Source organism: Polyangiaceae bacterium, assembly GCA_015075635.1.
GTDB lineage: Bacteria > Myxococcota_A > Polyangia > Polyangiales > Polyangiaceae > JADJKB01.
Map to the genome: position 1 here is coordinate 2,719,544 of JABTUA010000001.1, position 14,424 is coordinate 2,733,967.

The 14,424-nt window shown below is 70.5% G+C and carries 12 protein-coding genes; 9 read left to right on the forward strand and 3 right to left on the reverse strand.

Annotated elements, in window-relative coordinates:
* The first annotated feature begins 96 nt into the window (after positions 1–96).
* Genes HS104_12265 through HS104_12280 form a run of 4 tightly spaced genes read left to right on the forward strand, consistent with a single transcriptional unit; the run spans position 97 to position 6,721 of the window.
* Positions 97–1,671: a VCBS repeat-containing protein gene (locus HS104_12265; GenBank protein MBE7480743.1), complete on the forward strand. Its 1,575-nt coding sequence runs from the start codon at positions 97–99 to the stop codon at positions 1,669–1,671.
* A 19-nt stretch (positions 1,672–1,690) separates the two neighbouring features.
* On the forward strand, positions 1,691–3,241 hold the full coding sequence (locus HS104_12270; protein ID MBE7480744.1) for a DUF1565 domain-containing protein: 1,551 nt from the start codon (positions 1,691–1,693) through the stop codon (positions 3,239–3,241).
* Between the two features lie 47 nt (positions 3,242–3,288).
* Entirely contained in the window at positions 3,289–5,742 is a 2,454-nt protein-coding gene (locus HS104_12275; GenBank protein ID MBE7480745.1) for an ATP-binding domain-containing protein, read from the forward strand.
* Positions 5,743–5,749: 7 nt separating this feature from the next.
* Entirely contained in the window at positions 5,750–6,721 is a 972-nt protein-coding gene (locus tag HS104_12280; GenBank protein MBE7480746.1) for a ChaN family lipoprotein, read from the forward strand.
* Position 6,722: 1 nt separating this feature from the next.
* On the opposite strand, the gene HS104_12285 is transcribed toward HS104_12280, so the two are convergent.
* Positions 6,723–7,832: a hypothetical protein gene (locus HS104_12285; GenBank protein MBE7480747.1), complete on the reverse strand. Its 1,110-nt coding sequence runs from the start codon at positions 7,830–7,832 to the stop codon at positions 6,723–6,725.
* 82 nt (positions 7,833–7,914) lie between these two features.
* On the opposite strand from HS104_12285, the gene HS104_12290 reads away from it, so the two are divergent.
* Positions 7,915–9,333 (forward strand): aldehyde dehydrogenase family protein, encoded by a 1,419-nt coding sequence (locus HS104_12290; protein ID MBE7480748.1) that lies wholly within the window; start codon positions 7,915–7,917, stop codon positions 9,331–9,333.
* 12 nt (positions 9,334–9,345) lie between these two features.
* Here HS104_12290 and HS104_12295 read toward each other — a convergent pair whose 3' ends face one another.
* Positions 9,346–9,657 (reverse strand): transcriptional regulator, encoded by a 312-nt coding sequence (locus tag HS104_12295; GenBank protein MBE7480749.1) that lies wholly within the window; start codon positions 9,655–9,657, stop codon positions 9,346–9,348.
* Positions 9,654–10,511: a class II glutamine amidotransferase gene (locus HS104_12300; protein ID MBE7480750.1), complete on the reverse strand. Its 858-nt coding sequence runs from the start codon at positions 10,509–10,511 to the stop codon at positions 9,654–9,656. The genes HS104_12295 and HS104_12300 overlap by 4 nt, the downstream gene beginning before the upstream one ends.
* Before the next feature lie 123 nt (positions 10,512–10,634).
* Here HS104_12300 and HS104_12305 point away from each other — a divergent pair, with 123 nt between their 5' ends.
* Genes HS104_12305 through HS104_12320 form a run of 4 tightly spaced genes read left to right on the forward strand, consistent with a single transcriptional unit; the run spans position 10,635 to position 14,383 of the window.
* Positions 10,635–11,312, forward strand: a complete 678-nt coding sequence (locus HS104_12305) for a molybdopterin-dependent oxidoreductase (protein MBE7480751.1) — start codon at positions 10,635–10,637, stop codon at positions 11,310–11,312.
* The gene (locus tag HS104_12310) at positions 11,288–11,917 is read left to right on the forward strand and encodes a PepSY-associated TM helix domain-containing protein (protein MBE7480752.1); all 630 of its coding nucleotides are present in this window, start codon (positions 11,288–11,290) and stop codon (positions 11,915–11,917) included. Before HS104_12305 ends, HS104_12310 begins: the two co-directional genes overlap by 25 nt.
* A gap of 36 nt (positions 11,918–11,953) precedes the next feature.
* Positions 11,954–13,408, forward strand: coding sequence for a thioredoxin family protein (locus HS104_12315; protein ID MBE7480753.1), 1,455 nt, complete (start codon positions 11,954–11,956; stop codon positions 13,406–13,408).
* A gap of 54 nt (positions 13,409–13,462) precedes the next feature.
* Positions 13,463–14,383 (forward strand): hypothetical protein, encoded by a 921-nt coding sequence (locus HS104_12320; GenBank protein MBE7480754.1) that lies wholly within the window; start codon positions 13,463–13,465, stop codon positions 14,381–14,383.
* Positions 14,384–14,424: the final 41 nt, after the last annotated feature.

Genomic DNA, 14,424 nt, shown 5'->3' on the forward strand with positions numbered 1-14,424 from the left:
CGCGACATCCCGGAAATCCTGTTCACCAGCTTCGCGAGCGGCGGCTACGTCGCGACCGGCACGCTCCACGCCATCTCGATCGTCGCCAAGCAAGTCGTGGACAAGTGGTCGGTGACCGGCATCAGCGCCTCGCGCCAGCTCGCCGGCGGCAACATCGACGGCAAGCCGGGCAACGAGGTGGTCGCCTGCCCCGTGGACGGCAACACCGTGCGCGCCTACGACGGCGCGGGGAAGCAGCTCTGGAGCACGAGCGGCCTGCTCTGCAATCAGCCGGCCATCGCCGATCTCGACCAGGACGGCGTGCCGGAGGTGATCGTGGAGGGCGGCATCCTGGACGGCGCGACCGGCGCGCTGAAGAAGAGCTTCTCGCCCGCGATGATCGGGACCTTCGCGGTCGCGGACGTGACCGGCGACGGCAAGCTCGACATCGTGGCGGCGACGCAGGTCTTCGACGCGAACGGCGCGCAGATCGCGACCAACGGCGGCCCGGCCCACGCCTGGACCGGCGGCACGCACTTCAAGAGCGGCCCGGCGGTGGCCGACCTCGACAAGGACGGCAAGCCCGAGATCATCGGCGTCTACTTCCTGCAGCACCAGCTCACGGTCTGGCAATACGACACGACGCAGGCGAACAACGCGAAGATCATCCGCGCCGGCGTGGACATCAACGGCACGCTCAACCCGGCGCTCTGCAACCCGGGCTCCGCGGGCTCGCAGTGGGGCGGCGGGCCCGCCACCGTCGGCGACTTCAACGGCGACACCTTCCCCGACGTGGCCCTGGCCGGCGGCGTCGGCTACGCGGTCTTCGACGGCAAGAAGCTGATGGACACCACCGTCGCCGGGCCCAGCACCTTCCTCTGGACCAAGCAGACGGTGGACTGCTCGAGCGCCGGCACCGGCAGCTCGCTCTTCGACTTCAACGGCGACGGCAAGGCCGAGGTGGTCTACGCCGACGAGTACACGCTGCACATCTACGAGGGCGCGACGGGCAACGTGCTGTTCGAGACCTGCAACACCAGCGGCACGCTGAGCGAGTACCCGCTGGTCGCCGACGTGGACAACGACGGCGAGGCGGACATCGTGGTGGGCTCCAACGCTTACTCGTCGATCAGCTGCCCGGGCGGCCAGAAGACCAGCGGCATCCGCGTCTTCGGCAGCACGGGCGGGGACTGGGTGCGCACGCGGAGGGTCTGGAACCAGCACGCCTATGCCATCACCGGCACGCAGGAGGACGGCACCATCCCTGCGAAGGAGCCCGCCAACTGGACGGTGCCTGGGCTGAACAACTTCCGGCTGAACCGCCAGCCCGGCAGCGAGTTCGCCGCGGTGGACGCCGTGGTCGATCTGAAGCCGGTCTGCACCGGCGCCTACGCGCTCGTGGCGACGGTCCGGAACCTGGGCCAGGCGCTCTTGCCCGCCGGGATGAAGGTGGAGTTCTTCTCCGGCAATCCGCCCTCGGGCACGAAGCTCGGGGAGGCCACGACCAGCGTGGCGCTCGGGCCGGCGCAGGCCGAGCAGGTGGTCCTTCAGTTGCCGAGCGCACCCGCCGACGTGAAGAGCGGCGCCACGCCGGTGTACGCGACCGTGACCGTGCCCTTGCCGACCCGCGAGTGCCGGGACGACAACAACACCTCCGCCGCGGTCAGTGGCAAGTGCGTGGCGCCACGCTAACCTGGGCGCGAGGGAAGCGATGACTCGATCCATCTGCATCGGTTTTGCGTGTCTCGTGCTCGCGTGTGGCTCCGATGACAACGGAGGGGGCAAGTCCGGTACCGGCGGCAGCTCGAGCGGAGGGTCCGCGGGAACTCCGAGCGGCGGCGCGGGGGGTGCGAGCGGCGGCACAGGTGGTGCGAGCGGCGGCGCAGGTGGTGCGAGCGGCGGCGCGGGCGGCGCGAGCGGCGGCGCCGCCGGGAGCGGCGGCAGCGGCGCGACGGGCGGCACGGGCGGCACGCCCGGCGCCTGCGGCGCGATCACGACCTTCGCCGACGGCCTCACGCCAACCAAGCAGGTCCACGTCGCGCCGAGCGGCGACGACGCGAGCGGCGACGGCAGCGCGCAGAAGCCCTTCAAGACGCTGGGCAAGGCCGCTCAGGGCGTCACGGCGGGCACCGCCATCCGCCTGCACGCCGGGACGTACGCCGGCGGCGCGTACCTCTCGAACCTCTCGGGCAGCGCGAGCGCCCCGATCTGGATCGGCGGCGCCCCCGGCGAGGCGACGCCGGTGCTCGACGGCGGCGGCGAGGGCCTGCACCTCACCAAAGTACGCTACCTGGTGCTGCACGACCTCGAGGTGAAGAACAGCACGCAGAACGGCGTCAACGTTGACGACGGCGGCGAGTACGCGAACGCGGACGCCACCCGTTACGTCCTGTTCCGGAACCTGAACGTGCACGACGTCGGCTCCGGCGGGAACCAAGACTGCTTGAAGCTCTCGGGCCTGAACGACTTCTGGGTGCTCGACAGCAAGTTCGCGCGCTGCGGCGGCGGCGGCTCCGGCAGCGGCATCGATCACGTCGGCTGCCACAAGGGCCTGATCGCCCGCTCGAGCTTCGAGGAGATCAGTGGCAACGCCGTACAGGCCAAGGGCGGCAGCGAGGACATCGAGATCCGGGCCTGTCGCATGAAGGACGCCGGCGAGCGCGCGGTGAACATGGGCGGCTCGACGGGCCTTCAGTTCTTCCGCCCGCCGCTCTCGACGAGCGCGCCGAACTTCGAGGCCAAGAACATCCGGGTCGTCGCCAACGTGATCAGCGGCTCGACCGCTGCGCTTGCCTTCGTCGGCTGCGTCGAGTGCCTGGCCGCCCACAACACCATCGTCGATCCGACCAACTGGCTCTTCCGCATCCTGCAGGAGACCACCACCGGCGGTGGCTACACGTTCTTACCCGCGCAGAAGGGGCGCTTCGTGAACAACCTGGTCTATTTCGACCGGAGCGATCTCTCCACCTGGGTCAACGTCGGCGCCAACACCGACGCCGCGTCGTTCCAGTTCCAGAACAACCTCTGGTACGCCCACGACAACCCCGCCCAGTCGCAGCCCACCAACCTGCCGGCGGCGGAGACCGGCGGAATCAGCGGCACCGATCCGGCGCTGACGAACCCGGCGGGCGGCGACTACAGCATCCCGCAGAGCAGCGCCGCTGCCGGCAAGGGGAGCACCGGAACCGGGGTGGCCGGGGATTTCACCGGCAAGTGTTACGCCTCTCCCCCGAGCGTCGGCGCCTTCGAGCCGCTTCCCTGAAGGGCCTGGGACGAGCCAAAACTTCGTGCTAGTCGTGCTCGCTTCCCGTGCAAAGCCAGAGCAGCGTCGAGCCCGAGGGCAAGGACCCCGAACAGAGCCCCATCGTCGGTGAGGAGGAGCAGTGCCTCGAGCGCGTGCTCGGGCACCTCGACGGGCGCAAGGCCCGCGAGTCCGAGCGCCCGCCCATCGACTACGAGTCGCAGATGCTGGCGCTGCGCGACGAGATCGCCGTCGCGCGTCTGGAAGACGTGCCCCCGCTGGTCGAACAGATGGAACGGTTGCAGGTCCTGGCAGCACACCAGAGCACCTCCACCGAGAGCTACGTGGACGCGAAATCCCCCTACTTCGGCCGCATGGTGCTCGAAGAAGGCGAGCGCCGGCGCGAGGTGCTGATCGGCCGTGGCACCTACCTGGACACCAAGAGCGGCGTGCGCATCGTGGACTGGCGCGACGCGCCCGTCAGCCGCCTGTACTACCGCTACGACGAGGGCGACGAATACGACGAGGTCTTCGGCGGCCGCGAGGTCAACGGCGAGGTCGTCATCCGGCGCAGCGTCAGCATCGTGGACCGGACGCTCCGGCGCATCACCGCTCCGCAGGGCACCTTCGCGCGCACCGCTGCGGGCACGTGGCGTCGCCTCGGCACCGACGCGCTGAAGCTGCACGGCGGGCAAGGCACCGCGGCGCGCGCGGACCAGCTCCACCGTCCGGGCAAGCTCGGCATCGGGGGCGACGAGCTCACCGAGGACAAGCACCTGAAGGAGATCACGGCGCTGATCGACAAGCGCCAGTTCGAGCTGATCACCGCGCCGAACTCCGGCCTGGTCGTGATCCAAGGCGGCGCCGGCAGCGGCAAGACCACCATCGCGCTGCACCGGCTGGCCTACCTGAATTTCCAGGACCCGCGGCGCTTCCGCCCCGATCGCATGTTGATCGTGGTGTTCAACGCCGCGCTCGCCCGCTACATCTCGCAGGTCTTGCCCGCCCTCGGCGTCGAGGGCATCCCGATTCGCACCTACGAGGCCTGGGCGGAGCGCGTGCGCGAGATCCAGCTGCCGTCGGTCCCGAACCGCTACAGCGAGGACACCCCGGCGGTGGTCACGCGGCTGAAGAAGCACCCCGCGATGCTGAAGGCCATCGACGAGCACGTGACGAAGATGGCCGCGCGCTTCGAGGCGCGCATCGAGAAGGCCCTGGGCCAAGCGAAGGACACGGAGGGCGGCGCCGCTCTGCTCGCGACCTTCACCCGCGCTCCCGAGCGTCCCCTCGCCCACCGCGTGTTCAGCGTCGGCGCGTGGCTGGAGAAGAGCGGGCGCAGCCTGCCGACGGACCCCCGCGTTGCGCTCGAGCGCCTGACCCGCGAGGGCGTGCGCGAGGCCCGCGACGTGGTCGCAGCGTGGGCCGATCTCGTCAGCGACGAGGGCGCCGTCACGGCGGCCTTCCGCAAGTGGGCGCCCGGTGAGCTGAGCGAGCCGGAGCTCAAGCGCGCTCACAACTGGTGCGCGGCCCACGCCAGCCAGCTGGTCCACCACATGGAGCTGCTCGCTGAGGGGCCCCACGGCGGCGGCGGCGGCGACAAGCCGGAGAAGACCGGGGACGAGGAGCACCTCGAGATCCGCGACGCCGAGGAGGAGCAGGACTTCGGCCGCGGCGTGGACGGCCGTGAGCTGGACGAGCACGTCCACCTCGACCGCGAGGACGACGCGCTCTTGCTCAGGCTCTGCCAGCGCCTGCGCGGCCCGCTCATGCGCAACGTGAAGGGCAAGGACGCCTTGGTGTACGAGCACGTGCTCGTGGACGAGGCTCAGGATCTGTCCCCGGTGGAGCTAGCGGTGGTCCTCGACACCGTGAGCTCGGCGCGGAGCGTGACCCTGGCCGGCGACGTCGCTCAGCGGCTGTTGATGGACAACGGCTTCTCTGACTGGAAGACCGTGCTCGGGGAGCTCGGCCTGTCCCACGTGGCGGTCGAGCCCTTGAAGCTCGCCTACCGCTCCACGCAGGAGATCATCGACTTCGCCCGTGAGGCGCTGGGGCCCCTGGCTCCGGAGGACGCCCCGCGAGCGACACGCAGCGGCGCGCCCGTCGACTTGTTCGTGTTCGCCCACGCCGGCGACGCCGTCGGCTTCCTGGGCGAAGCCCTGCGCGAGCTGATGCGGCTCGAGCCGCGGGCCTCCGTCGCCGTAGTGGCGCGCTACCCGGAGCAAGCGGATCTCTACTACGACGGGCTGCGCAAGGCCGAGGTCCCGTACTTGCGCCGCATTGCCGATCAGGACTTCCCGTTCCGCGCCGGCATCGACGTCACCGACGTGCGTCAGGTGAAGGGCCTCGAGTTCGACTACGTGATCCTGGTCGAGGTCAGCGATGCCGCGTATCCGAAGGAAGAGGAGGCCCGGCACTTGCTCCACATCGGCGCCACCCGCGCCGCGCACCAGCTCTGGGTGGTCGCGAGCGGCAAGCCGAGCTCGCTCCTGCCGGAGTCCCTACGCGAACGGGGGTACTGACGACACCATGATCGGGTCACGACTCGCGCTCGGAGCGACCGCGCTCTCTCTCGCCGCGTGCGCGGGCCGCACGCCACTCCCGGCGGAGAGCGCGTCGGCGCCGGAGCTCGCCGCCGAGCACGCGGGCGAGAAGAACCCGCACGGCAGCCGGCCGCCGGTCCCCCCCGACGTGGTCGAGCGGGCCGCCGCCCCGTTCGTGGGCGTACGCGCCGACGGCGGCGAGCTGCTCTCACCGGAGGGGCTGCTCGACGAGCTCGCCCGCGCGGACCTGGTCTGCGTCGGCGAAGACCACGCCGACCCGCTCTCGCACTACGCCGAGCTCGTGGTGCTCGCGGGGTTGGTCGAGCGGAGCGGGATGAGCGGCCGCGAGGTCGGCCTGGGGCTCGAGATGGTGGCGCGTCCCGAGCAGAGCGCGCTCGACGGCTACGCGAAGCTCGAGCTGGACGAGCACGAGTTCCTGGAGGAGAGCCACTGGTCGGAGCGCTGGGGCTGGGATTTCGCCTACTACCGGCCGCAGCTCGAGCTCGCCCGACACCGCGGCCTGCCGCTGGTCGCCCTGAACGCGCCGCGCCGGCTGACCCGCGCCGTCGCGCGCAAAGGAGTGGGCTCCCTGGAGCGCGAGCTCGAGCGTGAGCTTCCGGAGCTGGATCTCGGGGATCGCGAGCATCGCGCTTGGTTCGACGAGACCATGCGGGGTCACCCGCACGGCAACCCGCACCACCTGTACGCGGCGCAGGTGGTCTGGGACGAGACCATGGCGGAGAGCGCCGCTCGCTGGCTCGGGGTCAAGCTCCCGGGCCGTCAGCTCGTGGTGATGGCGGGTGCCGGGCACTGCCGCAGGGACGCCATCCCGGGGCGCGTGCTCCGGCGCCTGCCCGCCCGTGTGGTCTCGGTGCGCGCGGTGACCCAAGGCGACGCCGAGGCCGAGAAGCGCGCGCTCGGGGCGTTCGACTTCGTGCTCTCGTTCGAGAAGAGCTGACTCACTTCGTGAGCGGCTTGAACACCACCCGCGCTTCCATCTTGGTCCGCATCTCCTGCTTCTCCGCCGCGAGCGTGACGCTCACCTTGACCTCGCTCTTGGTGTCGATGTGGCCGTCGGGGATGCTGCGGCCGAGATCGAAGCCGAGCTCACCCTTGCCCGAGCCCCTCATGCTCACGAGCTTTGCGGTGGCGCCTTGCGGCAGACCAGGGAGGTTCATCGTGCCGCCCGGCGCGGTCTGCTGGATCTTGACCTTGATCTTGCCTTTGTCGCCGGAGATCTCCGCGAGCTCGTAGTCCGCGACCTGAGACAGCTTGATCCCCATCTGATCGAGCCGTGACTTGACCTGCCACTTCGCGCCGACGCCGACCTCCTCCTCGGGGAAAGGCGCACCCATCTGATCGAAAGTCTGCTGCATCGACGCCAGCGCCTGCTTCAGCGCCGGGTTGTCGATCTTGGAAGAGTCGAGCTCGACCTGGCGCACGAAGCCCCGGGAGTCCACCCGGTCCTTGCCGGTCAGCTTCTCGAGCGCGCTCAGGTTCTTCTCGGCCTGGTCGCGCTGCTCCTTGCTCAGACCGGGCCCGGGCAAGAGCCCGACGTCCTCGAGCAGGAGCGTGCGCCGCGCGCTGCCGTCGGCGGCCACCTCCTTCACCGTCAGCGCCGCCACCACTCGCACGGCGGGAGCGGTGGGCACGTCCGCCTTCTGCTCCCCCATCTGCATCTTCATGCTGCTGGTCGTCGTCATCTGGAGCCGGTCGGTGCGATCGACGACGAACTTGTAGCGGAGCTTCTGCCGCGGCTCGCTGCCGGCCTCGACGAGCTTCACGCCCTGGGGATCGGCCTTGGCCTTGGGCTCTGGGGCGGCGGCCTCGGCGCTCGGCTTACCGGAATCCGGCGCGGCCCCCGAGTCCTCCTCCAGAGCGGCTGCCGAGACGCTCGGCGCCGGCGCGCTCGACGCGCTGGGGATGGCCAGCGCCGAGGCGATGCTCACCGCCTCCGGGCTCGGTGCCACGCTCGCCGCGGTTGGCGCAGCGCCGCTGCCCTTGTCACAAGCGTAGAGCAGCCCCGCCAGCCCGACACACACACCCAGTCGCCTCGTCAGCGTCTTCATCCGGGGGCGCACTATGCCCTGAGCCATTGGTCCGTGCCAGCGTGCCTTGACTCGGGTCTCGGCCGGCTCCAAAGCTCGCGGCATGAGGGTCTTCGAGCGACACTACATCGCTGGCGAGTGGGTCCCTTCCACCGGCGAGGGCAGCTTCGACGTCGTCTGCTCCTCCACCGAGGAGAAGATCGGCAGCGTCCCGGCAGGCAGCGCCGGCGACGCCGAGCGCGCGGTCTTGGCGGCGGCGCAGGCCTTCCCCGCCTGGAGCGGCACCCCGCGTGAGGAGCGCACCGCGCTCCTCTTGCGCGTCGCCGAGGGGCTGAGCGCGCGACACAGCGAGATAGCCGAGCTCATCGCCTCGGAGGTCGGCATGCCGCTCAAGCTCGCCGGGCCCATCCAGGTCGGCCTGCCGGTGTCGAACCTGGCGGCCACGGCCCGCGCCGCCCAGGATCTGGTGCTCGAGGAGCGTGTGGAAAACTCCCTGGTCGTGCGCGAGCCGGTGGGCGTCGTCGCCTGCATCACGCCCTGGAACTACCCGCTGAATCAAGTGCTCGCGAAGGTGGCGCCGGCGCTGGCGGTCGGCTGCACGGTGGTGCTCAAGCCGAGCGAGGTAGCGCCGCTCTCGGCGTTCGTGCTGGCGGAGGTGATGCACGCCGCCGGCGCGCCAGCCGGCGTGTTCAACCTGGTCTCGGGGGATGGCCCGACGGTGGGCGAGGTGCTGGCCGCACACCCCAAGGTCGACATGGTGAGCTTCACCGGCTCGACGCGCGCGGGCCGGCGCGTCGCGGAGCTGGCGGCCAAGAGCATCAAGCGCCTGGCGCTCGAGCTCGGTGGCAAGAGCGCCAACGTGATCCTGGACGACGCCGATCTCGGCCAGGCGGTGAAGGCCGGCGTCAGCAACTGCTACCTGAACTCGGGCCAGACCTGCTCGGCCTGGACTCGAATGCTGGTGCCGCGCGCTCGCCTCGCGGAGGCCACGGAGCTGGCCAAGGCCGCCGCCGAGAAGTTCACGTTGGGCAACGCCCTCGAGGGCAAGGGCCGGCTCGGCCCTCTGGTCTCTGCGGCTCAGCGCGAGCGCGTGCTCGGCTACATCCGAAGGGGCATCGAGGAGGGCGCGACCCTGGTCACCGGCGGCGCCGAGCCTCCGGCAGACCAGCCGCGCGGCTTCTTCGTCAGGCCCACGGTGTTCAGCGACGTGCGCCCCGAGATGAGCATCGCGCAAGAAGAAATCTTCGGCCCGGTGCTCTGCATCATCCCCTACGACACGGAGGAGGACGCCATCCGCATCGCCAACGACAGCATCTACGGCCTGGGCGGCGGCGTCTGGTCGAAGGACGCGGCCCGAGCGGAGCGCGTGGCGCGCCGGCTGCGCACCGGCCAGGTGGACATCAATGGCGGCGCCTTCAACCCGGTGGCGCCGTTCGGCGGCTACAAGCAGAGCGGCATCGGGCGCGAAGGCGGCCGGCACGGGCTCGAGGAGTACCTGGAGACGAAGTCCCTCCAGCTGTGAGCGCTGGACCCATCAACTCGGGATCCGGAACCGCGGCACGCTCAGCCGCTCGCTCTTGCACTTGGGACAGCGGCTCGGGCGCCCGACCCGCGCCTCGAACACGAAGCCGCAGGCCTTGCACGCCGGGGGCTCGATCTCCAAGCGCTCGCCCTCGGCGGCCAGCGAACGCTCGAGATGCATCAAGTGCTCGCCCACCTCGCGCTCGGGGATGCGCACGACCTCGGAGATTTCCCGGGCCGAGAGCGCGGGGCCGTGCAGCGCCGCCGCGATCGACTGGCGGACAGTCTCTCCGCGCTCGGCCGGGGCTCTGGGAGGGCGCGTCACTGCGCCGCCGCGATGGGCAGCGCCACCCGATCGATGTGCGTCTTGAGCACGCGCATACGCCAATCCACGCCGATCACGTCGCCGTCCGAGAGCGCCTCCCAGACGTTCTCCCCCGACAGCGGCTCGCTGGACAGGATGAAGTGGTTGACGAACCCAGTGCGCGACGGCGCCTCGCACTCCGCGGACAGGCTCGGGCAAGCGTCGCGATCCGCGCAGCGCGTCTTGTAGCTCGACCAGTACAGCTCCTTGCCGCCGTGCGTGGCGACCATGGTGTCGCCGTCGGTGACCATCAGCGTGAGCAACGCGCGCTCCGCGGTCCCTTCGTCGCAGATGGCTCGCACGCGCTGGATCGCGGCGCGGAGCGCGCTGGACACGTCGTCCACGGTGTGGCGCCGACCGAGCGGGCCGTTCGCGCTCAAGAACGACAGGAAGATCAGGAACACCAGCTCGCTGTCAGTGTCACCGAGCACGAAGCGCCGGAGCTTCGGCTGAATCTCCGCGGTGAGCGCCGCGCGGTGCCGCTCGAAGCCGGGGATGTCACCGTTGTGCGCGAACACCCAGCGTCCGTATTGGAACGGGTGGCAATTGAGCACGCTCTTCTCGCCCTGGGTCGCCCGCCGCACGTGGGCCAGCACGGTCTCGCTGGCGACCACGCCGCTCAGGCGGTGGAAGAGCTGATCGCCCAGCGCCAGCTCCGCGCTCTTGGTGACGTGTGGTGAGCCGTCCACGTAGAAGGCCACTCCCCAGCCGTCCGGGTGCTGGTTGCTCTGTTTGCCGAGGGCGTTCTCGGCGGCGAGCAGCGAGCGGTGGACTTGGCTCGGGATCACGCTGCGGAAGCCGAACAGGCGGCACATGCGGGCGGGGTGAGCATGCCACAAGGTGGGCAAGAACGCAGGAAACCGACCGGCTCCGCCGCTCGTAGTCCCCGCTACGTGACCGACTTCGACTCAGAGAAACGCGCCGCGCTCGCGGCCCTGATGTCCCGCCGCGAGCTGATCCGAACCGCCGTCACCGGCACCGCCGTCCTGGCCCTGGGCGGCGGGGTCTGGCTCCTGGCCGACGATCTGACGCGCCAGGCCCGCGCCCAGACTCGCGCCGACGGCCGCCCGCGTTTGCCGCCGGGGCAGCGCGTGCTCAAGCGCTGGAAGGCCATGGGCGGCGACGCCGGCGATCCGAGCCCCGGCGCCTTCCGGCTGAAGGTCTACGGCGAGGTAGAGAGCCCCTTCAGCTTGGACATGGCCGCGCTCCTCGCGCTGCCCCAAGCCGATCTGGCCGTGGACGTGCACTGCGTCACCGGCTGGTCCGCGCTCGGCGTGCGGGTCAAGGGCGCACGGGTGAAGGATCTGGCGGCCAAGGCCAAGCTGAAGAAGAGCGCGCGCTACGTGATCTTCGAGGCGGCCCACGGCTACACCGCCAACGTGCGGCTCGCTGACGCGCTCGCGCCCAGCGTGCTGGTCGCCCATCGACTCGAGGACAAACCCCTGCCCCGCGCCCACGGAGCGCCGGCGCGCATCGTGCTCCCGGATCTGTACTTCTGGAAGAGCGCGAAGTGGGTCACGGCGATCCGCTTCTCCCGCAGGAACGAGCCAGGCTACTGGGAGCAGCGCGGTTACCACGACCACGCTGACCCGTGGAAAGAGGAGCGCCACGCTTGAGCGAGCCGAAGCGAAAGCCGGGCTGGCGCCCGTGGCTCCGGGCGTTGCACCGTGACTTCGGCTACCTGGTGATCGGGCTCACGGTCATCTACGCCGTGAGCGGCCTGGCGGTGAACCACATCGCCGACTGGGATCCGAGCTTTCGCCAGTTGGAGCGCACGCATCAGGTGACGACGCCCCTCCCCGATGACGACGACGAAGCCGCGCGTTCGGTGCTGGCGTCGCTCGGCGTGACGGAGACCCCGCGGGAGGTGTACCGCGCCGACGACAGCCAGCTCGATCTGGTGTTCGACCAGCGCACCTTCCACGTGGACACACGGAGCGGCAAGGTCGTCGAAGAGGGCCAGAGCCCGCGCTTCTTCCTCAGGCTCGCCAACTGGCTGCACTTGAACCGGGGCAAGCAAGCCTGGACGCTGATAGCCGACGCCTACGCGGTCCTGCTCTTGTTTCTGGCGCTCTCGGGGCTGTTCATGATCCCGGGGAGGAAAGGCCTGATCGGGCGCGGCGCGGTGATCGCCTTGATCGGCGCCGCGGTGCCGGTCGCGTACGTCAGCCTGTCCGGCGGCCCGAGCAGGGCGCCGGCGCCTGCGCCGAGCGCGCGCTGATCGACGACGCTCGCTCTCCGGACTACGCTCCGCAGGATGCGTCTCGTCGCGCTCTTGGCCTGCGCCGCCTGCTCCTGTGCTCCGGCTCCCTCGCCGTCGGTGCCCAATGCGCCGACCTCGGAACCGGTCGCGAGCACCGCCCCCGATGCGGGCGCGACGGCGGCGGCAGACGCCGTGGCGACCGACACGCACCCGCCCCTGACCTGGATCGAGGACGACGTCCCCGCCGCGCTCGAGCGCGCGAAGAAGGAAGGCAAGCTCGTCTTCGTCGATACCTGGGCCGAGTGGTGCCACACCTGCATCAGCATGAAGCACTACGTGCTCGACTCGCCGGCCCTGCGCTCGCTGGGCGAGCACGTGGTGTTCGTGGCGCTGGACACCGAGAAGGAGAAGAACGCGGCGTTCGTCGACAAACACGCCATCGACGTCTGGCCCACGTTCTTCGTGCTCGACCCCGAGAAGGGCGACGTGCTCGGCTACTGGCCGGGGTCCGGCTCGGTCAAGGAGATGGACGACTTCGTGCGCGAGGCCATCACGGCCCGCGACGCGCGCCGGGCCGACAAGCTCGACCCCAAATCCCCCCTCGCGGCGCTGCTCGCGGGCAAGAGCGCCCAGTCGCGCTCCGCGTACGACGAGGCGGCCAAGCACTACAAGACGGCCGTCGAGCGCGCGCCGGCGGACTGGCCCAGGCGCAGCGAGGCCATCGCGGGCTGGGTCAGCGCGCTGTTCAACGCCGGGCGGGCGGACCAGTGCTTGGAAGCCGGGAACAAACACCTCGGCGAGGTGCGTGGGGCCGCGAAGCCCACCGACATCGCCCGCGTGCTCCTCGACTGCGCCGAGCACGCCAAAGACGCGCAGAAGCGCAAGGCCGCGCGGGAGGCGGTCAAGGCGCGGCTCAGCGCCATCGCCGCGTCCCCTCACCCCGAGGCCACCCCGGACGACCGAGCCGACACGCTCGACGTCTTGGCCGACGTGCTCTCGAGCTTCGGCGACAAGCAAGGCGTGCAGAAGGCGCTGGTCGACCGCCTGGCCATTCTCGAGCAGGCCTCGAAGGAAGCTCCTACCCCTGCCGCCGCCCAGACCTACGACGCGGCGCTGGCCAACGCCTTCCTGGCGATGGGGCGACCAGCCGACGCCATCAAGCTGCTCGAGCAGCGCGAGAAGCAGCTGCCGAGCTCCTACGAGCCGCCGGGGCGCCTGGCGGGGGTGCTGCTCGCGCTGAAGAAGTACCCGGAGGCGCTGGCCGCGGTGGAGCGCGCGCTCAAGCACTCCGAGGGGCCACGCCGGCTGCGCTTCTTGGAGATCAAGGCGGACATCCTGGCGGGCCTGGGCGACCACGCGGGACAGGTAAAGGCTCTGGAAGACGCCGTGGCCGGCTACGAAGCCCAGGCCAAGCGTCAGGCCGCCAAACCGCAGCGCATGATCACCGCCAAGCGCCGCCTCGACGCGGCGAAAGCGGAGCTCGCCAAGGTGAAGACAGGCAAACCCTGAGGCGTGGGCGGCGAGCCACGCCTTGGCGGAGCTCTTCGGCGAAAGCTCCTGGAAATGCCCACGGCACGTGGCTTGCTCCTGGCCTGGACGATGTCCAACGGTCCAAGTCGTCTGTGTATCGTCGTGCTCCCTCTCCTGCTCGGCGCCTGCGCCTCCTCGACGCCGGCGGCGCCCGCGAAGGTCGCGCCCGCGCCTCCGCTCTCGGCGGCGGGCACGCCCAAGCCTGCAGCAGCTTCGGACTCGAAGCCCGGCGCCCACGCGGTGCTCTCCACCGGGAGGCGCGCGTTCGTGCTCTCCGCGCCGCTCTCGGGCGTCGAGGTGCAAGGCGAGCGCGAGCTCTTGCCCGGGGGCTTCGCGCTTCAGGTCGCCACCGGCGCGAAGATCTCACGACGCTTCACTCTGGTCGGCCCCGAGGGACGCTGCAGCGCCCGCGCCACCCGCGCCGTGCGCTTGAGCCTGGACTTCGGCGGGTACGCTGGCACCTCCCTGCCCGGCCCGAAGCACTCCGGATTCGAGCTCGAGGGCTGCGAGGCGTTGACCCACGACCACTCCTTCCTGATCGCCCTCGACGGCGACGACCCCAGCGCCGCGTGGATCCACCCCGCGCACGTTGACGAAGCACAGGGCACCGCCGACCGGCAGCTCGGCGAGAGCGAGGTGTGGCTGCACCGCTGGGCGCTTCCCGAGGTCGACCAGGAGATCGTGGAGCGCAACGTCCTCCGCTTCGTCACTCCGAGCTGCAGCGAAGAGCGCCGCGACGTGCTGATCGTGGACGAGCTCGACCACCCCGTCGCACAGCACGCGGGTTTCTACCTGCGGGGCGCGTTACGGACGAAGACCGGCACGCTGCTCGTACTGATGGGCCACGACGAGCCCGAGGCGCTGCGCATCGTCGAGCTCGGCGCCGCCGACACCCACGTCGCGCTCGATACGCGCCTCGGCCTGTTCCAGGACGTCGAGCGCGCAGAGTGTTGACGTCCGTCATGCGCTAGGCCCGGAGATCTGGTAGCTTCTCC